At 41.1% G+C, this 24,391-nt stretch carries 26 protein-coding genes; 6 read left to right on the top strand and 20 right to left on the bottom strand.

Annotated elements, in window-relative coordinates; genetic code table 11:
• Positions 1–13: 13 nt before the first annotated feature.
• From J2Z69_RS17800 to J2Z69_RS17840, 9 genes are read right to left on the bottom strand one after another with little or no spacing between them, the layout of a single operon-like run.
• A complete protein-coding gene (locus tag J2Z69_RS17800; RefSeq protein WP_209865851.1) occupies positions 14–496 on the bottom strand; it encodes a phage baseplate protein in 483 nt (160 codons plus the stop codon).
• On the bottom strand, positions 496–2,721 hold the full coding sequence (locus tag J2Z69_RS17805; protein WP_209865854.1) for a phage tail tape measure protein: 2,226 nt from the start codon (positions 2,719–2,721) through the stop codon (positions 496–498). The genes J2Z69_RS17800 and J2Z69_RS17805 overlap by 1 nt, the downstream gene beginning before the upstream one ends.
• A gap of 45 nt (positions 2,722–2,766) precedes the next feature.
• Entirely contained in the window at positions 2,767–2,940 is a 174-nt protein-coding gene (locus J2Z69_RS17810) for a hypothetical protein (RefSeq protein ID WP_209865857.1), read from the bottom strand.
• Positions 2,924–3,220, bottom strand: coding sequence for a hypothetical protein (locus J2Z69_RS17815; RefSeq protein WP_209865860.1), 297 nt, complete (start codon positions 3,218–3,220; stop codon positions 2,924–2,926). Before J2Z69_RS17815 ends, J2Z69_RS17810 begins: the two co-directional genes overlap by 17 nt.
• A gap of 27 nt (positions 3,221–3,247) precedes the next feature.
• A complete protein-coding gene (locus tag J2Z69_RS17820) occupies positions 3,248–3,643 on the bottom strand; it encodes a phage structural protein (protein WP_209865863.1) in 396 nt (131 codons plus the stop codon).
• A gap of 16 nt (positions 3,644–3,659) precedes the next feature.
• Complete coding sequence (locus tag J2Z69_RS17825; protein WP_209865865.1) at positions 3,660–4,664, bottom strand: DUF3383 family protein; 1,005 nt, start codon at positions 4,662–4,664, stop codon at positions 3,660–3,662.
• A complete protein-coding gene (locus tag J2Z69_RS17830) occupies positions 4,651–5,160 on the bottom strand; it encodes a phage neck terminator protein (protein ID WP_209865869.1) in 510 nt (169 codons plus the stop codon). The genes J2Z69_RS17825 and J2Z69_RS17830 overlap by 14 nt, the downstream gene beginning before the upstream one ends.
• Positions 5,103–5,450: a hypothetical protein gene (locus J2Z69_RS17835; protein ID WP_209865872.1), complete on the bottom strand. Its 348-nt coding sequence runs from the start codon at positions 5,448–5,450 to the stop codon at positions 5,103–5,105. The genes J2Z69_RS17830 and J2Z69_RS17835 overlap by 58 nt, the downstream gene beginning before the upstream one ends.
• 24 nt (positions 5,451–5,474) lie before the next feature.
• Positions 5,475–5,855, bottom strand: coding sequence for a hypothetical protein (locus tag J2Z69_RS17840; RefSeq protein WP_209865874.1), 381 nt, complete (start codon positions 5,853–5,855; stop codon positions 5,475–5,477).
• A gap of 267 nt (positions 5,856–6,122) precedes the next feature.
• On the opposite strand from J2Z69_RS17840, the gene J2Z69_RS17845 reads away from it, so the two are divergent.
• On the top strand, positions 6,123–6,482 hold the full coding sequence (locus tag J2Z69_RS17845; protein WP_209865878.1) for a helix-turn-helix domain-containing protein: 360 nt from the start codon (positions 6,123–6,125) through the stop codon (positions 6,480–6,482).
• 77 nt (positions 6,483–6,559) lie between these two features.
• Complete coding sequence (locus J2Z69_RS17850) at positions 6,560–7,411, top strand: ImmA/IrrE family metallo-endopeptidase (protein ID WP_209865880.1); 852 nt, start codon at positions 6,560–6,562, stop codon at positions 7,409–7,411.
• A 128-nt stretch (positions 7,412–7,539) separates the two neighbouring features.
• Here J2Z69_RS17850 and J2Z69_RS17855 read toward each other — a convergent pair whose 3' ends face one another.
• The 5 genes from J2Z69_RS17855 to J2Z69_RS17875 all read right to left on the bottom strand — a co-directional run bounded on the left by J2Z69_RS17855 (position 7,540) and on the right by J2Z69_RS17875 (position 13,659).
• Positions 7,540–8,889 carry a hemolysin family protein gene (locus J2Z69_RS17855; RefSeq protein WP_245339441.1) on the bottom strand — a complete coding sequence of 450 codons (1,350 nt, stop codon included), beginning with the start codon at positions 8,887–8,889 and terminating at the stop codon, positions 7,540–7,542.
• Positions 8,890–8,905: 16 nt separating this feature from the next.
• Complete coding sequence (gene yfkAB, locus J2Z69_RS17860; protein ID WP_209865884.1) at positions 8,906–10,039, bottom strand: radical SAM/CxCxxxxC motif protein YfkAB; 1,134 nt, start codon at positions 10,037–10,039, stop codon at positions 8,906–8,908.
• A gap of 138 nt (positions 10,040–10,177) precedes the next feature.
• Positions 10,178–11,281, bottom strand: a complete 1,104-nt coding sequence (locus tag J2Z69_RS17865; protein WP_342591621.1) for an HD-GYP domain-containing protein — start codon at positions 11,279–11,281, stop codon at positions 10,178–10,180.
• 34 nt (positions 11,282–11,315) lie between these two features.
• Positions 11,316–12,143: an undecaprenyl-diphosphate phosphatase gene (locus J2Z69_RS17870; RefSeq protein ID WP_209865885.1), complete on the bottom strand. Its 828-nt coding sequence runs from the start codon at positions 12,141–12,143 to the stop codon at positions 11,316–11,318.
• Between the two features lie 61 nt (positions 12,144–12,204).
• Entirely contained in the window at positions 12,205–13,659 is a 1,455-nt protein-coding gene (locus J2Z69_RS17875) for a bifunctional metallophosphatase/5'-nucleotidase (RefSeq protein ID WP_209865887.1), read from the bottom strand.
• Positions 13,660–13,766: 107 nt separating this feature from the next.
• On the opposite strand from J2Z69_RS17875, the gene moaD reads away from it, so the two are divergent.
• The 4 genes from moaD to J2Z69_RS17895 all read left to right on the top strand — a co-directional run bounded on the left by moaD (position 13,767) and on the right by J2Z69_RS17895 (position 17,974).
• The gene (gene moaD, locus J2Z69_RS19350) at positions 13,767–14,504 is read left to right on the top strand and encodes a molybdopterin converting factor subunit 1 (protein ID WP_209865889.1); all 738 of its coding nucleotides are present in this window, start codon (positions 13,767–13,769) and stop codon (positions 14,502–14,504) included.
• Between the two features lie 101 nt (positions 14,505–14,605).
• A complete protein-coding gene (locus J2Z69_RS17885) occupies positions 14,606–15,643 on the top strand; it encodes an HD-GYP domain-containing protein (protein WP_209865893.1) in 1,038 nt (345 codons plus the stop codon).
• A gap of 419 nt (positions 15,644–16,062) precedes the next feature.
• The gene (locus J2Z69_RS19490; protein ID WP_425355024.1) at positions 16,063–16,719 is read left to right on the top strand and encodes a metal-dependent hydrolase; all 657 of its coding nucleotides are present in this window, start codon (positions 16,063–16,065) and stop codon (positions 16,717–16,719) included.
• Positions 16,720–17,371: 652 nt separating this feature from the next.
• The gene (locus J2Z69_RS17895; protein WP_209865899.1) at positions 17,372–17,974 is read left to right on the top strand and encodes a hypothetical protein; all 603 of its coding nucleotides are present in this window, start codon (positions 17,372–17,374) and stop codon (positions 17,972–17,974) included.
• A 279-nt stretch (positions 17,975–18,253) separates the two neighbouring features.
• On the opposite strand, the gene sufB is transcribed toward J2Z69_RS17895, so the two are convergent.
• The 6 genes from sufB to J2Z69_RS17925 form a co-directional block, all read right to left on the bottom strand.
• A complete protein-coding gene (gene sufB / locus J2Z69_RS17900; protein ID WP_209865901.1) occupies positions 18,254–19,651 on the bottom strand; it encodes a Fe-S cluster assembly protein SufB in 1,398 nt (465 codons plus the stop codon).
• A 28-nt stretch (positions 19,652–19,679) separates the two neighbouring features.
• Complete coding sequence (sufU, locus tag J2Z69_RS17905) at positions 19,680–20,105, bottom strand: Fe-S cluster assembly sulfur transfer protein SufU (protein WP_209865904.1); 426 nt, start codon at positions 20,103–20,105, stop codon at positions 19,680–19,682.
• Positions 20,102–21,316 (bottom strand): cysteine desulfurase, encoded by a 1,215-nt coding sequence (locus J2Z69_RS17910; RefSeq protein ID WP_209865907.1) that lies wholly within the window; start codon positions 21,314–21,316, stop codon positions 20,102–20,104. Before J2Z69_RS17910 ends, sufU begins: the two co-directional genes overlap by 4 nt.
• Positions 21,313–22,611 (bottom strand): Fe-S cluster assembly protein SufD, encoded by a 1,299-nt coding sequence (gene sufD, locus J2Z69_RS17915; protein WP_209865910.1) that lies wholly within the window; start codon positions 22,609–22,611, stop codon positions 21,313–21,315. Before sufD ends, J2Z69_RS17910 begins: the two co-directional genes overlap by 4 nt.
• 18 nt (positions 22,612–22,629) lie before the next feature.
• Complete coding sequence (gene sufC / locus J2Z69_RS17920) at positions 22,630–23,412, bottom strand: Fe-S cluster assembly ATPase SufC (RefSeq protein ID WP_209865913.1); 783 nt, start codon at positions 23,410–23,412, stop codon at positions 22,630–22,632.
• 310 nt (positions 23,413–23,722) lie between these two features.
• Positions 23,723–24,199: a Dps family protein gene (locus J2Z69_RS17925; protein ID WP_209865916.1), complete on the bottom strand. Its 477-nt coding sequence runs from the start codon at positions 24,197–24,199 to the stop codon at positions 23,723–23,725.
• Between the last annotated feature and the right edge of the window lie 192 nt (positions 24,200–24,391).

Here is a 24,391-nt window from a genome sequence, read left to right on the forward strand (position 1 = left end):
CGTTTGTACAGATTCACTTCCCTTTTGCTGCCGAAGTACTGGTTTTCTTTGGTGTAGATGCCGGGTTATTCTTATTCTCTTTCGTCTGCTTCACACCACTATTCACCACGGGCGCGGCCTGAACTTTCACAGGAGTAGGTAGATTCACTACATAAGAAGCATTACCAAAATGAACCTCGGTTAACGTCATCGAAAAGGTGAATCCATTGGCAATATTATAGTCTCGACTTGAGGAGAAACCAGACATGAGCCCCCTAAAGGTAGAACGTCCCGTATATTGAACGATTTTTCCTTTATCATTCGTCTCAATTAAGTAACGATGAATCTCTGCCGCCTGATCCCCTGTAACTAGACCACTAAGCGATAGTGTTCTAGCTTTACACTGCACATGATCGCTAACATCGATCTCTCGCTCCACAGGTTGCTGGGTGATATCTACATCAAATCCCAGATCTTCTTTTTCTATGGTTACATACCTACCGTTGATGGTCGCCATTAGCTAGCTGTTCCCTCCATTCCACCACGCCGTATCGTTTCTTCAAATACAGACTGCATAAGCTGCTTCATTTGGAGTAAGAAGTCTGCGTTCTGTGCTTGATTCATCGAAGAACCCTGCACATCTACCTTAAGATTTACCTCCATCTTGTTCGCATTTGTGCTGCCCCAGCGTCTGACGGGGGCCGATTCAGGCGATGAGGCTGAATAGGTCTTATTCTCTTCTGCGGTCAATACGCGCTCACCTTGGTGAAGCTCTGCAATGAAGCCATTAAAAGGTACATAATCCAGCCCCTTCGCATAACTTCCATCCACAGCACGGTTGGAATGTGGCGGAACGAAAATCGGACGTGTAACAAAAGGTTTCACATTGGGCTTAGCTGTTGGCTTATCCGATTTGGTCGGAATCGTGGGAATGCTAGGAATGGTAACTCCTATTTTTCCTACGCCCGGCAGTTCGACATTCATAGCCTCATTGAGTTTGGTAATCATGTCATTCAATTTGTTAATGACCCAATTAACACCACTTACAAAAAAGCCTTTGATGTTGTCCCACATACCAGAGACTCCCAACGATATGCCAAGCCAGAGATTCGAATAGGTGTTAGCAATCGTTGTTGCTACATCCGTGATATAACCAAGGAAAGTCGATCCTGCCACTTTAACAGAGTTCGCAATGGACTCCCAAATTCTTTTCGTAGCTTCATACATGCTATTCCAAAAACCTGTGACACTGTCCACCACGGTGATGATCGGTGCTGTGATATAAGGAAGTAAGAACGTACCCCAGGTTACAAAAAACTGAAGCATCGAATTAAAAAGATTCGTTATCCATAACCAACAAGCATTCCACTTAACAACCAGCCAGTCACTTATCGCTCCCCAGTTCTGTATAACTTTGACCAGACCATAGATTGCCGCTCCAATAAGAAGACCCAATCCAATAATAGGTAACCACGCTGCTACTGTTGCAAAACCTGCGGCAATGGCCGGCCATGTCGCAACGATCCAAGCTGTTATAGCTGGAATCATATAGATCAAGATGGAGCTACCTAGACCTATGATCATCGATACTACCAAATCAAGATGGGTAAACAAGAAGCTAATTGACTCCCCAATGATACTTAGTGCGGAACCTAGACCTTCTCCAAGGGCGCTGCCTACACTCTGAATTTCAGGGGTGATGCTGCGCATCCAATCTGCGAACTGAATCAGATAAGGTAACATCTTCTCACCTAAAGGAATAAGCAAACCGGTCTCCACTTGCCGTGAAATAGAACTCAGAGCCTCTGCGGGAGAGTTGATCTTGGTTTGATTGAGTGCTGTCATCTTATCTTTGGTCATATCGAATTGATTCTGAGCTGAACCCATCGCTTTAACCGCTTTTAGTTCAAGATCTTGAAACGAATTCCCCATTAGACTCACCCCAACAGCATTGCGGGTTAAGGGATCTTTGATATTACCGATCAACTTCATTACGTTAGTAAAAGCCTTCTGCGCCTCAGGTCCCCCTGCTTTGAAGGTACTTGTCATTTTAGCTGCATCTAGACCTAACGTCTGGAATGCCTTTTTGGCTCCCGCACTTCCACCCTTGGATAGCGTGCCAAATTCCTTCACCGCACTTCCAATCTTGTCCATACTCACCTTACCGCGTAGCCCGCCCGCCGCCATCGTATTGAACATCTGATTGGCATTGAAGCCTAGCTTCTTAAAAGATTCGGAATACTTGCTGGTTGAATTCAGCATATCTCCAGAAATGTCCAAGCCTTTCTCTTTACCCTGAGCTAATAACGACATCGCTTGATCACTTGAGATTCCGAATTGATCTACTAACGAAGATGCCGTTTGAATTGAATCCTTGACACCTATGCCATAAGCATCTTTAAGTAGCAAGGCCTTCTTCGTTGTCTCTTCTAGCGCCTTACCTTGAAGTCCAGTAAGCTGACTTGTCTCAACAATCGTAGCGCCTAAGTCCTTCCAGTCGCTTCCGAAATTCTGACTATATAAATGCTTTGCCACATCTTTAGTAGCCTCCATCTGTTGATTTGTCTGCCCTGTAGCCATCTGAATGGAGGACATCGCACCCTCGAAGTTCGACGCGGCTTTGAATGATGCTAATGCCAGGTCTTTAGCAGCTTGGATCCCCGTTTTAGCTACGGCAGTTATACTCTTCTGGAACTCTGCTAAGTTAGCTTGGGCCTCTTCAAGAGGATCTGCGTTACTCATCGTTCTCCTCCTTTCTATGCAGAAAAGAACGCCTTTTAGGCGTTCTTAACTCTTCTTAGTCTGCTTATCCATTAATTTTTGGTATAGATCCAGTGCCGCATTAGCCTCCGCAATATCTTCATCGTCCATAATCATTAAGTCCGTATAAGTGATATTCATATCGGATAGTAACAGCCGCCACTGCGACCAGCGTTCTCTAGCTCTATTCTCCGCTTCCACTTTGGAGATCAGATTGTTCACCTTCCATCCCCGTAATGAAGGTATAGGCCGCATTAATAATTTCACTATATTCTTTATAATCGGTGAAATCATCAATGTTCATTTTGGGCTGAACAATGACATGCTTTAGAATTTCTTCGGACAGCCGTTCCTCTGAGACAATGCCATGTTTATTTTTGGCTCCATCATTAATTTTGGAGACGGTACGCACACCTGGATGCTGAAATGTATACACAGCTCCAGAGGTAGAAATATATTCTTTTTGTTTAAAATTTGGCATGGTTGTTCTTCCTCTCTATATTAAAATTTAGTTCATTTCTGCATCTAGACATTGGAACTCATATTCCCTGTCTTCAATCTCTTTACTATAGGTACGGGTTGCGGGTTTCTTCAGATAAGCTTCCGTAATCGTTAAGGTCTCCTTGGGAGAACCATTGAAAATTACAGAAATCGGCACCAGTTCACCGGACGTTGCAATTTTATCTAAGAGTGCCACTTGAGGACTGGTTGAAAGTAAAGTGATTTTCAGGGTGGCTAGTGGATTGTTCACCTTGGAACGGGCCACATCCCCTTGAGCTCCTACCTTAGCGGTCCAGTTCTCTTCATCCTTTTCAAATTCCGCCATACTCTCTGAAAATCCTGTTAAATAAATGCCTTTTACCGTAACTGTAAGATCCTTCGGATCGTAAGTAGTTCCTTTCATAGTCCCTATTCCTCCTTTAGTAAGTAACTAGTCCACGAATTGTAGTCTCATGGATAGCCCCGGATAATTCAAATTCAAAGCTGCCACCGTTATACTCACGGGATGCTCGATCGATTGCTGTAATTTGTTCTCTAGTAATGAACTGTGTACTATATAGACCGCTACCATCTTCACCGCGAGCAATTACGCCTTGAAGTAGACAGCGCTGAAGCACATTTCGTACGGCCCCTTCAATTTGGGCAATGCCCGTATTGTCATATCCAATCTTCTGATTGCGCGCATTGTTGAACAATTTCTGCACTTCATATTCAATGCTATGGATGGTGTAATGTTTGGCATGAACGACATCAACCCATTCGCCGCTGAGTGTTTTCCCCTCGGAAGTTACAGCATCTCCTGCTTTGTTCACATAAGTAAGCGCTCCTGCATTTTCAATGGCCTTTACTTCATTTGCAGTGAGATCCAAAGGAAGTACACCAGTTAGGCGCTGGCCTTTCCAAGTAATACTGCCCACGGGTTTGGATCCGGCTTCACCAACAAGCGCCGCTTCTGGATAATTATCTACATGGGTATGGTAGAAGACCGTTGTATTTTTATATTTCTTCGCCTTAAGTGTAGCTACATCTACTAGACTACTAGAACTCGCAAAAAACTGACGAGAATCATTAGCTTCTACAGCATCAGCTATAGCTTGAATATTAGCTAAAGTACTGCTGGTTGAGATCAGGAAGTAAAAGTCTTTATCAAATACGCTAGCCAAGAAAGCTTCCCAAGGATCATCGGTTTTCTTAATCATGACGGCTACTTCAGAAGGACGATGTTCTTGAATAAAAATAGCCGTTGCTGCTTTGTACACTTCCGTATTTTTTGCAAAATCACGTTCTACTTCTTCCAAATTAGAATAAGAAGTGTAGGCCTTAGCAGCAGCACCGCTTCCAATAATTAAAGGTTTTCCAAAGCCTACTACAGGGGTAGGTCGTTTGATATCAATAATGACGTTCACATCTTTAGGTTGTGCCAATATGTCCAGCTCCTTTTAAATTTGCTTGTTCAATCGTATTCACTGCATGTTCCGTAATATCGACGGTCCGAAGTACAACATCTACTCTTACGGCTGAGGTCTCATAACTTACTAGATTGTTCTCTATATCCTTGTTCTGTCCAATATCAACTACAACGACATTAACGGCTTCTTTCAGCTTCAACCTTCCTTGAAAATCGAACCATTCACGCACTTTCAAGCTGTTCTCTAACCTTGCCATTTCATTCTTAGCGAATGAGAAAATAGATAATGTCATGCCAATCGTGTCAAACTGTCTTTGTATATCGCCTTCTTGAATTAAGATGGGGAACCCGCGTCCTTTGACGATGTTTGTTGAGAATCGATAGCCTAGACACAGCGTTTGGCTCAGATCTTTGCTGTCATCCATTTCATAGACCAGAAGACCCGTATGCTCTTCTAGTCCTTGAATGACCGTAGAACAGATTTGTTGTAATGGGATGATTGTAACCCCCACCTTTCGCAGTTAATGGATTGAATTCGTTTGATGTATATCCACCAGACTGATTCATCCTCCATAGTGCTGATCATCACCTCACTTCTGAAGGGTCGCTTTTCGGAACAAGGCATCTGAACCTCCGCGTAACTTACGGATACCGCACCTACTTTCCCGTCTACTTCGCCGTTTCGGCTTTTCACACGACCTATATGGCTCTTAACACTAGCAGCTTTGTCAAGGAACAATGGAACCAGGTATCTTCTACCTGTGTCTAATATATCTCCCAGCTTCTGCCATAACTCTGTCATTACACCGTCACGATCCCGTCTATGCTAAAGTACTCCCCATAACTTTAAGGTCCTCGCCATGCTCTCAATCCCAGCATTAATTCGGCGATCTATCGTTCTTTCGCTCATAATACTTCGGTAATACATCACCGCATCCTTATGACGACCTAATTTGATATAACGGTGCTCTATGATCCGCTTCACTTCTTCATCCTCAATCATTTGGAACGCCATATCGATATTCTCTATGCTCCATTTCTCTAGCTCTAGAATCTCTGTCTGCCGTGGAGTAAGTGTGGCTTGTTTAGATAATTGATCGATCATCCGTTTGTTTTTCATATATTGATTGAGAGCATCTCTCATGTTCAACTTATCTAAAGTTGTGAGCTCTTCGTTATCTGTAAGGTGGTTTCTTTGTCCAATCATAAATATTCCTCCGTAAGTTAAGTAGTTATAAAATCAAGAAGATATCTTATTTTGCTGTAATAGCAATAAATCAAAAATATAAAGAAGAATTAACTAAAATCTAAATTTATAAATTTTTTATTTTCTATTTCAGCAAATATATTAACATATTAAACATCAATAACATTATAATCAACACAATTTTGTTGTTTTAGCAATAATATTTGTTTTCTATTTTAGAGAAGTGTTATGATCTATCTATGAGGACTAGGATGAGGTGGTGAAGAAGTGTCTTTAGCTGGAGATCGAATTAGAAAACAAAGAGAGACTCGAGGGATGACTCAACTTGATCTTGCTCAACGTATAGGAATCAACAACAGTGTGCTTTCACGAATTGAAGCTGGAAAGAGACCTGTTGAGGATAGCGAGATGGTGTTATTTTGTAATCTATTTCAGGTTACTTCAGATTATCTTTTGGGGTTAACCGATGACACCTTACCTTTGGCATCTCAAGAAGATAGCCTTTCTTTCTTTGGTGGACCAGACAAGTACACTCCCGATGAGATCGAAGAGATGGAAGCCGCCCTTGCGAGATACCGTAAGACCAAACAACGTCTGCAAGAACAATTACAAAAAAGAGAAACATAACACTTAAAACTTTGCCAGAAATGGCTTTTCTTTTTAGCAAAAAACAGAACGTATATTCCCATAACGGAGGCTAACCTATGCCCTATTCCTACTATAGAAGTACTTTACTTGAAGAATTGATAAGCCAACATTACATAGAACAAGGTTTTCTTACTCCCGAACATTTAGATATTCATTCCATCGCAGCAAGTTTTGATATTGAAGTAATTTACGTAAGCTGCCACTCATTTTCCGAAAAGGAAGATCGACTTATCTTTCTTAATAAGCATTCGAATGAATTAGAGTTGCGCGAAATTTTCTTACATGAAGTGGGTCATATTGTTAGGCATGTGGGAGATCAAAGAACACTGCCTGAATTATTTCGAGAGGGGCAAGAAATGGAGGCGGATCAATTCGGGATGTATGCAGCCATTCCTTTTTTCATGCTCAGAACATGTCCTATACCTGAACCTCGGGAAGAAGCTATTGGATATATCTCGGCTACCTTCAAAGTATCTTTGTCTTTTGCTGCTAAGCGGCTGGATCAAATTGAACGGCGAGTATTACAAGGGCAATGGGATGCTTTCTTAAGTGTCCCTGCACCTCACAACGTGCCACCTAGAGAAGAGCAACCGATCGAAGGCATACAAGTCTATGCCTATTATGATACGAATGCAGATGTAGCAGAACCTTCACAAATTCTAGTAGAAGCTAGCGCAGATGCTATGAATGTACATGTAGAATTCTTTTTTTCTATAGATGGTCCCTACCAGCGTTATGAGATAGAAGAGACTCCAAGGTATACGTATACCCTTCTTACCGGGGAGGATCTCATATATAAAAAAGGACAGATTGGACTCAACTTTGCCGTCCTTGCTCTAAAGTATGGGCGATCTGCCAATCGCTTTATTTTACAAATGAGGGATGTTGAACTGATGATGCATTTTTGAAATGCTGTATAGCTGTCCTTTTGCAGTGCAAATTTCTTGCAGTTTAACAACAAAAGCTCCCTTGTTCCCATTTACAGGACCAAAGGAGCTTTTTCACTTATATTTTATACCTTACTTTATTCCTCATTCTATTCCTTATTCTCTTCCAACACTTCTTCAGACTTGGATACTAACCTTCGAATATGGATTCGCAAGATACGAAGGCGAGAAGCTTCGGATACTTCGAATACAAAATTGCCAACTTGAATCTTTTTCCCTTTGACGGGAGACCCTTCTAGTTCTTTGAAAAGCCAACCTCCAATGGAGTCCACTTCATCGTCTTCAATTTCGATACCCGTCAGGTCATTCACTTCTTCGAGGAGCAATCTCCCATCGACGGAGTAACTTCCATCGGGCAGCAGTTCGAGCTCTGGACGTTCGTCTTCGAACTCATCATGGAGATCGCCTACAATCTCTTCTAGAATCTCTTCCGCTGTTAATAAGCCCGCCGTTCCGCCATACTCATCAACCACTAGTGTCATTTGAGCATGTTTTTTCTGCATAAGTCTCAGCACTTGGCTAATCTCCATAGATTCGGGTACGTTCAAAATCGGACGAATGATGTCTTCTAATCGTTCTGTCGGCTCATGATCAGGAAGTAATAAGTCGGTAATATGTACAAATCCAATAATCTGATCTTTGTCTTCCACGGCTACCGGATATCTGGAATGCTTCGTTTCACTTACAATCTTCATATTCTCTTGCCAAGATATGTTCGTATATAAGCAGTCCATATCGGTACGAGGCAGCATAATTTCACGAGCTAGAAGATCTGAGAAATCAAAGATATTGTCCATTAATTTCATTTCATCTTTATCAATCACGCCACTTTTAGCACTCTGATTCATCAAAATTCGAATTTCTTCTTCAGAATGAGCTGCTTCTGCTTCGTTGGCAGGTTCGATGCCTACTAACTTCAAGATTCCATTCGCAGCTGAATTCAATAGCCAGATGACCGGCAAGAAAATCTTGTAGAAATACATAAGTGGTGCCGATAGCCAAAGGGTTGTCGATTCTGTTTTTTGGATGGCTAAAGATTTAGGAGCAAGTTCACCCAGAACGATGTGAAGGAAGGTAATCACAGCAAATCCTACCGCTACAGATACAGTTGTGATGAGTGTACCATCCGTCACACCCATTTTGTGCATTAACGGTTCGATGAGAAGTTCAGAAATGGCTGGTTCTCCGACCCAACCCAGTCCAAGTGAAGCCAGCGTAATCCCTAGCTGAGTTGCGGACAGATAGGCGTCCAATCTCTGATTGACCTTCAGTGCGAATCCGGCCCGGCGATTCCCTTCGCTCACCAGCTGGGTCAGACGAGACTGCCGCATTTTCACTAAGGAAAATTCAGCAGCCACGAATACGCCATTTAGGAAGACCAGAACAAATACAATACACAAATTAAGGATTAACTTGCCTATCTCAAATTCTGCCAACAATAACGCCTCTTTTCTTTTATATAATCGCTTGACGCGATTTGAAATCTGTTTGTTTGTAATACATATCCGAGACGAGTAAGTTTGGTCCACAGCATGCGGCAGCATCACAGTGGCAATTTACAGTCTGGTTCAGAGGATGCGTATCGATCCATTTGTTAAAGATATCATCCAGCTTCTCTCCCATCACATTGCCAAAAGAAGGAATGGCTGCAAAATCCGTAACAAATACATCTCCCGTGAACATATTTACATTCACTCGATTCCTTCCATCGGGGTCATTCCGCACCGTAACCATGGGCTCTTTCCGTAGTCTACGAACCAATTCCAGATCTTCCATGACGTTACTGCATGCAAAGAAAGGCAACGTGCCAAATAACATCCATACTTTGGGATCACGAGCATCTAGTAACGAATGAATCCCTTTACGCATATCTTCTAAGGATAGGACAGGTAGCCCTTCAGCAAAATCTGCTGCATACATAGGATGCACTTCGTGCCGCTGACAGCCCATATCTAGAATCAACTTGTGAATCTCCGGTAATTTTTCATGTGTTCGGTAATTAATCATGGTCTCCGCACTAATGAACATTCCAGCTGCGCTAAGCCGCTGTGTATTCTCAATCATGGCATGATACATACGATCACTTACCTCACGACGAACTGGATGCCCACTTCGTGCAAATCCTACCTCATGGAAATCTTCCGGTCCCGTGTAGTTAAAAGAGATATGCATTACATCTAAATAAGGGAGAAGTTGTTCATATCGTTCATAATCTAACGTTAGATTCGAATTGATCTGTGTTTTGATTCCACGCTCCGAGGCATACCGAAGTAATGGAATGATTTTGTCTTCGACCGTTTGTTTGCGAAATGTAGGTTCTCCGCCTGTGATACTTATGGTTCTCAAATGCTCCACCTCATCCAGACGACGTAACATCAGCTCCAGTGGAATTTGCTCAGGCTCCTTCATGACAAGACTATCCCCTACTGCGCAGTGCTCACAGCGCATATTACATAGGTTCGTGATCGTCATCTCTACGCTGGTCAGCATATGCCGGCCGTGCATTCGAAGAGAATGAATAGGATCCCATGGATCATTAGCTGGACTCATCGAAGGGTAAATCTGTGTTGCTGAATTAACTATACTCATAATGTACACACCTTATTTCTATTGTTAAACCTAACAAGTAATTTTTCTTAACTTTCATCATACCACGATCCGTAAAAATCCGCACAGTCAGCAAAAACCCGCCCCTTAAAGGGACGGGCCAAGCTTAGCTCCATGCAGTTAGGCATAAATCATTTCCATCATACTACCTTCAACTTGAGTAATAACAATAGATAATTGGGTAGCTAGATCAATTTCATAAGGAGCAGATACATCCTGTCCGTAGCTGTCCTCAAAAATTCTAATAACTGGACGCTGAGGTACATCAGAATTGATCTTTACGACAACCCCACGTTCACCCGTGCTCAACTTTGCAGTAATTCCTAACGGGTATACAGCTACATGATCCCGAAAAATTTCAAGTTTTTCTTTCTCATATAAGGTTCCACACCCTGCATACAACATCTCAGATGCCTGATGCGGAAGAAGTGCGGTCTGATATACTCGGTGCGTGGTCATCGCATCATAAGAATCTGCAATTCCAATCCACTTGGCATAGTCATGAATCTCATGTTGATGAAGTCCCCGCGGATAACCACTGCCATTGATTCGTTCATGGTGCTGAAGAGCACAATGGGCGGCCAATAGTGGAATGCCAGGTTCATCTTTAAGAAGACGGTACCCAATATTTGCATGGCTTTTCACAATTTCGAATTCCGCAGCGGTTAGCTTACCCGGCTTCATCAGCAGCGCAGGCGAGATCTTCGTTTTTCCAAAGTCATGGAGCAAAGCACCCAACCCTAGTATAGCTAGATCATCTTTGCTGTAGCCATGCACCTTACCCAGCAGAATAGTATAAATACAAACGTTAAGTGAATGACGATACAAATATTGATCTGTGCTGTTAATATTCATGAGCATAATCATGACATTCTCACGCGAAGAGAGGTCATCGAGAATATTCTCCACAACTTTCAAGAAGGTTTTGCCTAGAAAAGGATAGACAAAACCTTTCATCGACGTATCCATCATCTTACGAAAGTTGTGGCGAATTTCGTGCATGGCCTGACGATTCGTCTCATCCGAGATCATTTCTGGAATGTCGATATCTTCCGTTAATTGATCTGCGACATAAACCTGATTCAATCCTAATTCACTTAACCTGCGTATTAGACTGCTGGTGAGTTCTGCATTCTCAGACAGAAGCGTAAGACCTTCATCATTATAGATTTTTTTGGCCAGCTTCATTCCAGGCTGGAGCGATGTAACTGGTAATAAACGCACTAAGTTCACTCCATCTCAACAATAATAAGCCGGTTTAGTTCATAATAAAAATCCAGAATAAGGCGGCAAGCACGAACCGGTAATATGCGAAGTGCCTTAATTTAATTTTTTGAAGCAAGTTCAAGAAGGCTACTACTACAATATACGCTACTACGAATGCCACTATAAATCCGAGTATAAAATAACCTAAAGCTCCACCAGTAATATACTTGTATGATTCCAGCAATTCATATCCTGAGGCTGCACACATCATTGGAATCGCGATCAGGAACGAGAAATCTGCGGATGCTCGATAACTTGCTCCACTTAACATCCCCCCCGCAATGGTAGAACCCGAACGCGAAAATCCAGGCCACAGAATGGATATACATTGATAAAACCCAATTAGAAGCGCTTGTCTATACGTTAGATGATCGATTTCCTTCGCTGTAACGCGCGCTTTATTATTACCGAACCACTCTGCGAAAATCATGAACAAACCGCCGACTACGAGAGCCCCTATAACCGTACCTGCACTGAACAGATCTTTGATCTGATGACGGAAAATAAAAGCAATGACTAGACCAGGTAGACATCCTAAAATAATGTGAACTAAATTGAGACGCTGAGATGGCACTTGATTCTTAAATAATGGTTTTGTTTTTGTAATACCGAGTAGATTAAGAATACGTTCCCGGTACACAATGGCTATGGCAAGAATAGCACCCAACTGAATAATGATTTCAAAAGTTTTCATTTCAGGAGATTGATCATTGAATCCTAATAATTTTGCGGTTAGTATCATATGCCCTGTTGAAGAGACTGGGATAAATTCAGTTAGCCCCTCCACGATACCTAAAATAATTGCTACAAATATACTCATAATATCCTCCTGAATTAAAATATAGGCATTACATCATATTATCGGCAGAACCGATGAAACTTTACATGAATTCGCATTTATTCTTCGGAATCCATCGCTCCAAATAGGAAGCCTCTACAGCACCGGGTATTTGCAGTTCCAACCTCAATAGATCTCGAAGAAATTCCGGTAAAATATATTCTCTTTGCGTGCCTTGCTTCAAGCGCTCGTAACCAATACCAAAGGTGAACATATCTAATGTTCCCACGATATATTCCTTTTCCTTTTGCAGCGGGACGCCCTGCAAGCTTACCTCAAGAATGCGCTCATAAGGAGGAGCCAGCGGATCATAAAGAACTTCGATTCCATCCACGGCTATCCCGCCAAGCACTTTACCTCGGAATCCAAATCCATAAATTACTTTTTGCGTAAATTCTGGAAGAAGCGACTGCTCCAGGCTATAGAGAATATCCTCTCCTTTCAGATACATTCGGCAAGGATTAATAGGAGATGGGCATAAGGCATGCAAATCCCGCTCTGTAATATCTCCTTGGTGTAATTCGCCTAGTAGCTGTCCAGAATTAACTAGCGATATTTCACTTTGCGTGAATCTTCGCACAGCTTGGGCAAGAAGATTGGGGAAGGGAGACTCAACATTATAATCAATACTCAGCACATGGTTAGTAATTGCCACGGTATGATTCATCTGTACCATAGCTTGTTCTCTATGCATGGCTATAGACTGCTTAACTAGTATATCCTCCGGTCCAGCGACCACAGGAATACTTTGACCTGATACAATGTATGCTTGACCAGTCAAGTTATTCTTTTGAAGTATAACCTTTCCCAGATAATGCCCGAACTTCTCAGCTGCGGCAAGTGTCGTCTCCCCAACTACTAAAGATTTTTCGAGAAGATGATGCGTATGACCACCTAAAATAAGATCAATGCCAGGGACGTGCATGGCTAGCTCCTTATCCGTGGGTAACCCCAAGTGAGACAGAATGACAATCAGATCTACTTCCGAACGAATCTGCTCCACCTGAGATCGAATGGATTCCAAAGGATCTAAAACTGTCCAGCCTAATAAGTCATAAAAATCTGGATAGGGCGCTGTCGCTCCAATTACACCGAAGCGTATACTTCCTTTTTGCAGCAGAACATGGCGATTCATCCATAGAGGGGGAAGCTCGGTATGTGCTTCGTGAATATTGCAACATACAACAGGGCAGGTCAATCCTGCATAGGCTTGTTCAAGCATTTCCGCAGTGAATGTTAGCCCTTCATTATTCCCGATCGTTACCGCATCATAGTTCATCAGATTCATGACATCGATATTGGCTTGTCCCTTTGAACCTTCCGTCTCCAAAGCCATTCGATCCATATGGTCTCCAATATCAAAGACCAGCATATGCTCCGTCGTGCTGTGACGTTCATCTTGAATCATCTGAGCAATGCGGGGCATAGCTTCAAAATGACTGTGCAGATCATTGGTATGGACAATAGTTAGCATTTCCTGATTTGACTTCACCCGCATGAACGCCTCCTTTGGCTAATGTTGGAGTTTTCACCCGTCTATCCTCTCGTTCTACTATCTATGATATATTAAAAGGGTTCTAAAAGCATAATAAGGAGAATACCAACATGCATATTACCATACACTTGTTCGCGGGTCTCGCTGACCGACTAGGCACGTCCACGTTGCAATTAGATATCCCCACTACCACGCTAACTGTTAATGAATTAAAGGAATTTTTATATACAGCTTATCCTTCAGCAACCTCACAGCTCCAAGTTTCTTTTGTAGCTGTCAATCAAGAATATGCCCTTCCTGAAAGACCCATTCACTCGAGTGATGAAATTGCCCTCATTCCTCCCGTATCCGGAGGTGAAGAGACAGCAGAGCAACATCATAACGTAACCGAACACGCTACGGAGGACGGAATGTATGTAATTACTTCCAACCCCCTACAAGTAGATCAAGTCACTTCGAAAGTCATTCATCGAAATCACGGAGCTACCCTATCCTTTGTGGGAACGACACGAGAAATGACAGGTGAACAGAAGACCATTCACTTGGAATATGAAGCTTACATTCCCATGGCGCTTACAGCCTTGCAGAACATTGGGCTTGAAGTCCATCATAAATGGCCAGGTACCCTCTGTGCAATAAGCCATAGAATAGGTGTAGTTCATGTCTCGGAGATCAGCGTAATTATCGCCGTCTCTTCCCCACATAGAGATGCTTGTTATGAAGCTAGCCGCTATGCCATAGAACGTCTAAAAAATACAGTCCCGATCTGGAAAAAGGAAATTTGGGACAATGGTTCTACTTGGCTGGGATATCAACAAGGACCTTGGAATCCCCTTGAACCGAATTGACACCTCTAAAGGGTGTCCTTTTCCCCATTAAAGCATTGTCACACCAAAAATTACCTGATAAAATCAGACTATCCCACAACCATCAGGAATGAGGCCAAGCCATGAGAAAGCACGTAATGGAAGTCAACCCCGGCGACCTACTTGAGAGTGACATTTTCAATGATAATGGCGTATTTGTTCTTCGCAAAGGTACCCCACTCACGAGCGAGTCCATCGTTAAGCTTGTACAACACAACATAGACTACGTAGATATCGAGCATGTAGAAGATATAACTGAAGAACCACACCAGACTTCATCTCTTCAGAAGCTTGAACCTCAATTCAATGAGGCCATACATGCCTTTGAATCTATTTTTCTAGAGGCTTTAACCACAGGGAAATTCGATGAACGTGATGTCGATGATCTTCTTCAGCCTATCATGCATGAATTAACGGATCAAAAAGATGTAGTGTCACTGCTTCTAATGTTAGATCGTAAGGATAATTATACATACAACCATTCTATGCAAGTAGGCATGCTCTCTTATTATATTGCCTTATGGCTTGGTTATTCCCAGCCGAATGCATACAAAGCAGGTAAAGCAGGTTTTCTACACGATATCGGCAAGAGCAAAATTCCAGATGAAATTCTGAACAAACCAGGCAAGCTCACACCCGAAGAATATGAAATTATCAAATTACATACCCTACATGGTTACGAAATTATTCGCAATTCCGTTCAAGATGAATTAACCGCCCAAGTGGCCTTGCAGCACCATGAACGAGAAGATGGTACAGGATATCCGAACGGCCTGAGGGACGAACAAATCCATCCTTTTGCTAAGATCACTGCCATCGCAGACGTATATAGCGCCATGACCTCCAATCGCGTCTACCAGAATAAAAAAGAACTCATTTCTGTACTACATGAATTGTACAGGCTTAGCTTCGGTAAATTCAACCCTGAGGCCACGCAGGCCTTCATTCGCCACATGATCCCGAATTTTATAGGTAAGAAGGTTCGCCTTTCCTCTGGAGAACTTGGCTCCATCGTCATGACCAACCCTGCAGATTTCTTTCGCCCTCTCGTCAAGACCGAGACGCGTTTCGCCGATCTATCTCGTGAATCTCATATTGATATACAGGAGATATTTATCTGAATACTAGATCTACACAAAGAAATCCAAACATCATTAATGATATTTGGATTTCTTTTTTTTAATAATTTTAGATTTTAGTATTATCCCGTATTCCTCTAATTTTATTGCATACTACCTGTAAATTATTATCAATATGCTGACTTCATTCAACTAGCCTATTCTATTCAACATCTTTGAGCAGCTGGCTTATTAAATTGCTTTGCATTAATCCGAATTTATAACTGACCAAGAACAAAAATGTTGTTTATTTAAGGTACTCACTTGTCAAAATTTTATAAAATGATCAAGCCATAAATTTATGAAATTGTATTAAAAGTGAGAACAATAATACAGAGAAAATCATTGAATGTTTTTATAATCATAAATAGAAAGAGGGTTATGTTATGTCATCTTACTTACATGAATTAATACATTTTGTTATGGGTTTCACCATAGTTTATTTTATTAATGTGTTTGTTATCAAGGCTAGACACTTTTACTATTGTATATATGGAGGCATAATTGCAGTATTACCAGATATCGAAAAATTGATAGATTCAATTTTTTTACACTCCATGCTTGTCATACCATTTGCATCGATTCTTTTGAATATTTTTATTTCACAATTATATAAACATAATAAATATAACTTTTTAACTACATATATGATTTCAATTATGTGTTTGTTAAGTCATATTTTATTTGATTTCTTGGAAAACGGAGTTGCTCTTTTATACCCACTCACAAAGAAAGAATATGAATATGCAATCTTTAATCAAGTTGATTATATATTGCTTGTAATTTTCACACTCATAATCATTTTCAGTTTTTTTTCGACTGTTAGTTCAACTGTATTTAAAATCTTAAGTACATGTCTACTCTGTTATGTAATAGTGCTGTGTATATCAAAACAATATCTTCACATGCAGCTTTATCAAAAGTATAATTCACAGCATATTACCTTATTAGAGACCTATCCCTCCTCATCTGAAACTTTTTGCTGGAATTATCAAATACGAACCCTAAAGACTTGGTATGATGGTCATTCTCTCTTGTTTGGGAAATTACAAGAGGATTCTCAATTCAACAACAAATAAATTTACTTAGCTTCAATAAAGAATTGCTCTAAACAGATTATACAGAGAGATCACGATTATAAAATGATTCCAATCGAATTAGTACAATATCTGTTTTGGAAAAATGATTAGATACAAGTCATCTTTGAGACATTACATTACAGATTATGACTATAAAAAATTTGAATCTCCTCATCTGAATTCAATTGAATCTTCTAAGTAATGGATCAGATTTACAATAGAACCTTGACTTAGATATATAACTGACTCCACATAAGAATTTTTTTATTGAACCAAATCCGTGCAACACATTGAGAAGAAATAATGAGTTTACTCACTGCCATACACGCTGGGATTAACCCACGGACAACCTTCTTGTCAATTGTAAGTATTTCAGCAGAATGATGCTACTCGGTCGGCCCCAATGCTCTTTTTTTCTTTCTCTTCATTTAATTTCACAATATCTAATTTCCTATTCCCCCCTTGTTATCAAGATCTCCTTCACATTGCTAAGATAGGCTATGGTTTGCGAATAAAGCGGCCATCTTTTTTTGATGCAACTTAAAGTGAATTAGAAACGTCCATAAAAGAAAATATTAATAATTTTGTTATTAATATCCACCTAACTATCTAATTATAAAAGCGCCAATTCAGATTATTAAAGGAGAAAAATATGAAAAAAAGAATAATTTCTATTGTAGTAACTACTACTATCATTACCGGAGTTTTAGTTTATTTTAATGTCATCAATCACAGCAATTCTCAAGATATTGAACCAGCAACAGCAAATGTACACGACACTAAAACAATATCCAGTGGTGATCTAGCTGAAGGTTTTGAGACGGTTGATGAGCTTAAGAACAGCTCTGAAGTTATTGTTGAAGTCGAAGCAGACAAAGGTACATCTTTTGAATATAACCATGCAATATTTACATCAACTCGTGTGAAAATCAATAAAATTTATAAAGGTGAATTGAATGTAGACTATATTAAAGTTTTAGAAACAGGTGGTTTTTATCACAATAGTGAGAATGTTCTTGAAGGTAATTATGTACTTCAATCTGGGGAAAAGGCTATTCTATTCCTAGATAAATACATTGGTCCTGTAACTAGTAATTCATATGTAGTCAAAGGAGCCTATCAAGGTAAGTTCGTATTTGTTGAAGGGTCAGATTTTATAAGTGGTGATAATAAAGGTAAGTTTAAAGAGAACATTGGTAAGTTCGGGGAATTACAACAAGTTCATTCCATCGATGACCTAAAACTAAATAATTAATCTTTTAGTAGAAAGCCAAATGTAACTATATATATTAGCCAAAGAAATCCTGCCAAATTGCCAGAACACCATTCTATCCTCTCCATAAGCGTAGCATTAAAACCCTATCGGTGAAATTATTCACAACAAAAGCAGAAAACTATCTTGATGACAGAAAAAAGAAGACGAACTTAAAGTTCGCCTCCTACATGACAAGATCTAATGATCGGCACAAACAAAGCACGACCATTTTTCACAGATCAATATCTTTAAAACCTGAATGTATCAATATATAGGATATTAACCGATAGAACCTTCCATCTCAAACTTGATGAGACGGTTCATTTCCACCGCATATTCCATAGGAAGTTCTTTGGTGAATGGCTCGATGAAGCCCATAACGATCATCTGAGTAGCCTCAGCATCCGTTAGACCACGGCTCATGAGATAGAAGAGTTGATCTTCGGATACCTTCGATACGGTCGCTTCATGCTCTAGAATAATGTTATCATTCATGATCTCATTATACGGAATAGTATCTGAAGTAGATTCGTTGTCCAGGATCAATGTGTCACATTTGATATTGGATTTCGCACCTTCTGCTTGACGTCCAAAGGAAGCCAGACCCCGGTACGTAACCTTACCCCCATGCTTACTGATGGATTTAGATACAATTGTAGAGGTTGTATCTGGTGCAAGGTGAATCATTTTAGCCCCTGCATCCTGATGTTGATTTTTACCAGCAACAGCGATAGAAAGTACAGATCCTTTAGCGCCGCGTCCTTTAAGAACTACCGCAGGATATTTCATCGTAAGCTTAGATCCGATATTTCCGTCAACCCATTCCATAGTAGCATTTTCTTCAGCCACAGCACGTTTGGTAACTAGGTTATAAATGTTCGGGGCCCAGTTTTGAATGGTTGTATAACGCACACGTGCATTTTTCAAGCAAAGAATTTCAACCACGGCACTATGCAAGGAGTTTGTGCTGTAGATTGGAGCTGTACAACCTTCTACATAGTGAACGAAGCTATCTTCGTCAGCAATAATCAGTGTACGCTCAAATTGTCCCATGTTCTCGGAGTTAATGCGGAAGTAAGCTTGCAAAGGAACTTCACATTTCACACCTTTTGGAACATAGATGAAGCTACCGCCAGACCATACGGCACTATTGAGTGCTGCGAACTTATTGTCTGCTGGAGGAATAATAGTGCTGAAATATTTGCGGAAAATTTCTGGATGCTCACGAAGTGCAGTGTCGGTATCTGTGAAGATAACGCCTTGATCTTCTAAGCTTTTTTGCATGCTATGATATACAACTTCGGATTCGTACTGAGCAGATACTCCCGCAAGATACTTTTGCTCTGCTTCAGGAATACCGAGCTTGTCGAACGTTTCTTTGATCTCAGAAGGCACTTCCTCCCAAGTTTTTCCTTGACGTTCTGAAGGTCTTACATAGTATTGAATGTCATCAAAATCGAGATCATCAAGATCCCCGCCCCATTTAGGCATCGGCATTTTCTCGAATTGCTCCAGTGATTTCAGACGGAAATCGAGCATCCAATCGGGTTCGTTTTTGATCTTGGAAATTTCAGTTACGATTTCACGAGTCAATCCTTTACCGGATTGAAATATTGATTTATGCTCATCGCGGAAACCATATTGATATTCTTCCATATCAGGCGCTTTCTTAGCCATATCCATAACCTCCTATAATTTAAAATACTTAAGCTTCTGCGTCTATTCCTTTACGGAGTGCATTCCATGCAAGGCTTGCACATTTGATTCGAGCAGGGAACTTACTTACCCCAGACAGGGCTTCAATATCTTCATAATCATCAAAATCTACCGTTTCACCCTTCATCATCAAGGAGAACCGATCCGCAAAATCCAGAGCCTCTTGAATACCTTTTCCTTTTACGGCTTCCGTCATCATCGATGCTGAAGACATACTAATGGAGCAACCTTCTCCTGTATAACGTGCATCTTGTACGATGCCGTCTTCCACTTTCAACTGAAGAGAGATGCGGTCACCACATGTAGGATTGTTGAGATCCACTGTAACTACATCCTCATCAAATTTACCATGGTTTCGAGGAGTTTTGTAATGATCCATAATTACCCGCCGGTAGAGATCGTCAAGTTGACTCATGCAAAATACTCCTTTGTTTGAACCAGTGCTGCTGCCAGACGATCAATATCGGCTTCTGTATTATACAGATAGATACTTGCTCTAGCCGTTGAACTGGCTTTTAACCAGCGCATGAGAGGCTGACAGCAGTGATGTCCTGCACGGATAGCAATCCCGGAGGAATCCAGTACAGTAGCGACATCATGAGGATGTACGTCTTGGAGATTAAATGTCACCAAGCCTACGGATCTTTCACGTGGTCCATAAATTTGAATACCCTCAATTTCTGAGAGACGTCCCATCGCATAAGCGGCTAGTTCGGTCTCATGTCGTTCTATATTATCCATTCCGATCTCTTCCAGAAAATCAATCGCTGCACCTAGACCTACTGCTCCTGCGATGATAGGTGTACCTCCCTCGAACTTATAAGGGAGTTCCTTCCAAGTGGAATCATATAGGCCCACATCATCAATCATTTCCCCACCAAATTCGATAGGCGCCATCACTTCCAGTAGCGCCTTCTTACCATAGAGTACCCCAATGCCCGTAGGTCCGCACATTTTATGACCACTAAATGCATAGAAGTCGCAGTCCAAATCTTGGACATCTACCTTCATATGAGGTGTACTCTGCGCTCCATCTACGACGAGAACAGCTCCATGTCGATGTGCGATGTCAGCGATCTGCTTGATCGGATTGACAACTCCCATAACATTAGATACATAAGCAATGGCTACAATTTTTGTGCGAGAAGTGATAGTATTCTCAGCTTCTTCTACAGTTACATTTCCATCGGCTTGAAGAGGAATAAATTTCAGGGTTGCCCCCGTACGAAGAGCTAACTGTTGCCAAGGAATGAAATTACTATGATGTTCCATCTGTGTAATTACAATTTCATCGCCTTCACCTAGTACAGATGGGCCGTACGAAGAAGCTACAATATTCAATGCCGTAGTCGTACCCCGAGTGAAAATAATCTCCTGAGTACGAGCAGCATTGATAAAGCGAGCCACTTTCTCCCGTGCACCTTCATAGGCATCCGTAGCCCGGCTGCCTAGCGTGTGAACACCACGATGAACATTAGCGTTATCCCATTCATAATAATGCTTCATAGCCTCAATAACAGCACGTGGCTTCTGAGCAGTTGCAGCGCTATCTAGATATACAAGCGGATGGCCGTTAATTTCTTGATTCAGGATCGGGAAATGTTCCTTGATCCACTCGCTGTTCATTGTCCCAGCTTCCTTTCCACAAGAGCTTGTAACTGAGTTTGCAGTTGCGCAAGTGGAATATCGGATACGACAGGAGCTAAGAACCCATAAATGATCAATCGCTCAGCTTGAGCACGAGAAATACCACGAGACATCAAGTAGTATACTTGTTCCGCATTTACCCGGCCTACAGATGCTGCGTGACCTGCTGTTACATCATCTTCATCAATTAGCAAAATAGGGTTAGCATCTCCACGAGCTTTAGGACTCAGCATCAGAACTTTCTCTGTTTGCTCGCCGTTTGCTTTCGTAGCACCTTTTTCTATTTTGGTAATTCCGTTAATGATTGCTGTAGCCTCATCCCGCATTACAGCACGAGTGATCATTTGACTATCTGAACTCTTACCCCAGTGAACAGCCTTGGTAGTGTAATTCAGTTTTTGGTTGTGAGTACCTACAGCAATGACTTTAGCATCGGAATTTGAACCGTTACCTTTAAGCACGCTAAGGGTCTCGCTCATTACGTTACCTGAATTCATCTCACCTAGAATCCATTCGATACTACCATCATTACCAACTACAGCACGGCGATAAATAAGATCCGTAATTTGTACGCCCAAATGATGTACTGAAGCGAACTGGACTTTAGCACCATCATTGACGAACACTTCAACTGCGCCATTGTGAACCAGTTCTTCTTTTAGATCTCCAGAAATATAATTATCCACATAAGTAATACGGCTATTGTTATCTGCCACGATAAGAATATGCGGAGCAAATACAGCAGATGTATCGTCTACTAGGAATACGGCTTGCAGAGGAATTTCAACTTCTACATTCTTAGGTACATATAAGAAAATACCACCACTCCAAAGAGCAGAATGCAGTGCAGTCAGTTTGTTCTCTTCCACAGGTACTGCCGTATATAAATACTTGCGAACCAATTCACTATGCTCACGAATCGCAGTTTCTAGATCAGTGAAGATAACCCCTTGACTTTGCAATTCCGAAGAAAGTCTAGTGAATACAACTCCTGAGTTGCGTTGTACGATCAGATTACTGTGTTCATTAATATCTATAAGACTGGATAAACTTTCTGGAAGCTCCTCTGTAATCTGTGTACCAGAACGAGGCGCTCCATAATTGTTCAAGGTCCAGCGGTCAATTCTTGTCTTTTCCAGTTTTGGCAGTTCCAACTCGGCGGCTAACGTGAGAGCCTTAGTACGGCTTTCTGTCAACCAGTCCGGTTCGCCATTTGACTTTGAGAAGGCTGTAACAGCTTCGAGGTCAACCGGAAGAATGGTATGTGTGGTCATCTGTTCTCCTCCTATCGATTAAGCCTCTTGCCCAACAGTTTCATCTTCGATACCTAGCTCTTCTTTAACCCAGTCATATCCTTCTTTTTCAAGACGTTCTGCAAGTTCTGGACCACCTGATTTTACGATACGACCTTGCATCATAACGTGTACATAGTCAGGAGTGATGTAGTCTAGCAAACGTTGATAGTGGGTAATGATCAAGAATCCACGATCTTCACTACGCATAGAGTTAACTCCATTAGCTACAATACGAAGAGCATCGATATCCAAGCCTGAGTCGATCTCATCCAAAATTACGAGCTTCGGATCAAGCAAAAGCATTTGAAGGATTTCATTCCGTTTTTTCTCTCCGCCGGAGAATCCTTCGTTCAGATAGCGATGAGCAAATTCAGGGTTCATTTCAAGTTCCTTCATTTTGCCTTCCATTTGGCGAATGAACTTGATAAGAGATACTTCATTACCTTCACCGCGGCGAGCATTAATCGCACTACGCAAGAAGTCAGAATTCGTTACCCCAGCAATTTCGCTTGGATATTGCATAGCCAAGAAAAGGCCTGCACGAGCCCGTTCATCCACAGCCATATCGAGTACATCTTCGCCATTCAGTGTTACTTGACCCTCAGTTACTTCATACTTTGGATGGCCCATTAGAGCTGAGGCAAGTGTACTCTTACCTGTACCATTGGGTCCCATGATAGCATGGATTTCTCCACCTTTTATATCAAGGTTAATGCCCTTCAAAATTTCTTTTCCTTCGATTGTTGCTTTCAAACCTTCAATAGTAAACTGTGTAGCCATAATCTGCTGATCCCTCCGTCTAATCGTTAAATGAGATGTCCATATTATTTCATCAGGGACGCTCCCTAGTGTAATCATTATATCATAATGAGTATCTAATTAGAATTATTCTAACTGATTCTCATTGATTCTCAATTTATTTTACCTTACTTCTAGATGTTTATCAATGAGACAAGAAGGCTAGTTGTCTGCCTTTTACATTGTACACTTTATAACAAGAAACAGCTTGACTGCTAAGCAGTCAAGCTGTTTCTTTCGTGCTTACACACCTTTGGAAAGGTAGCGATAGTCACTATATATTCTTTGCAGATCAACCTAGGTAAGAGCGAAGCATCCACATATGTTTTTCGAACTCGCCTTTAAATCCAGTAAGCAAGTCGCTAGTAGCATCATCTTCTGCTTGATCAGCTAGTTCAATACCTTCAGCGAAAGACTCAGACAATGTTGCAAAGTCTTCGATTAAATTTTGAACCATAGTGTTCGGATCTTCCTTACCCGTTGCTTCTTGAATTGTAGACAATTCCAAATATTCTTTTAGGGTAGCAGCTGGACTGCCTTTAATGGTAAGCAATCGTTCTGCAATTTCATCCATTTTCAGAGTTACTTCATTATATAACTCTTCAAATTTGACATGTAATGTGAAGAAGTTGTTGCCTTTCACATACCAGTGGTAGTTATGAATTTTCACATACAATACGTTCAAGTTTGCTACTTGTTGATTCAGTACTTGTTCAAGTCCTGCATTTTTTGTAGTTTTGCTTGTTGCTTTAGCATCTGTCTTAGCCATGATAAATCCCTCTTTTCTATTATTGTTAAATTTATTTCATCTCTAGGAAAACCTAGAGCTGACTAATAATGTTACTTGTAAAGATTGTGTGCCTTCTTGTCTTATTTTTACCCTTAAGAGCTCCAAGCGAAACAACCATTCTTTTCAAAAAAAAATACAAAAACCAATACTTTTCCGATATACTAACTTTAC

Origin of the sequence: Paenibacillus shirakamiensis (genome assembly GCF_017874255.1) — a bacterium.
GTDB lineage: Bacteria > Bacillota > Bacilli > Paenibacillales > Paenibacillaceae > Fontibacillus > Fontibacillus shirakamiensis.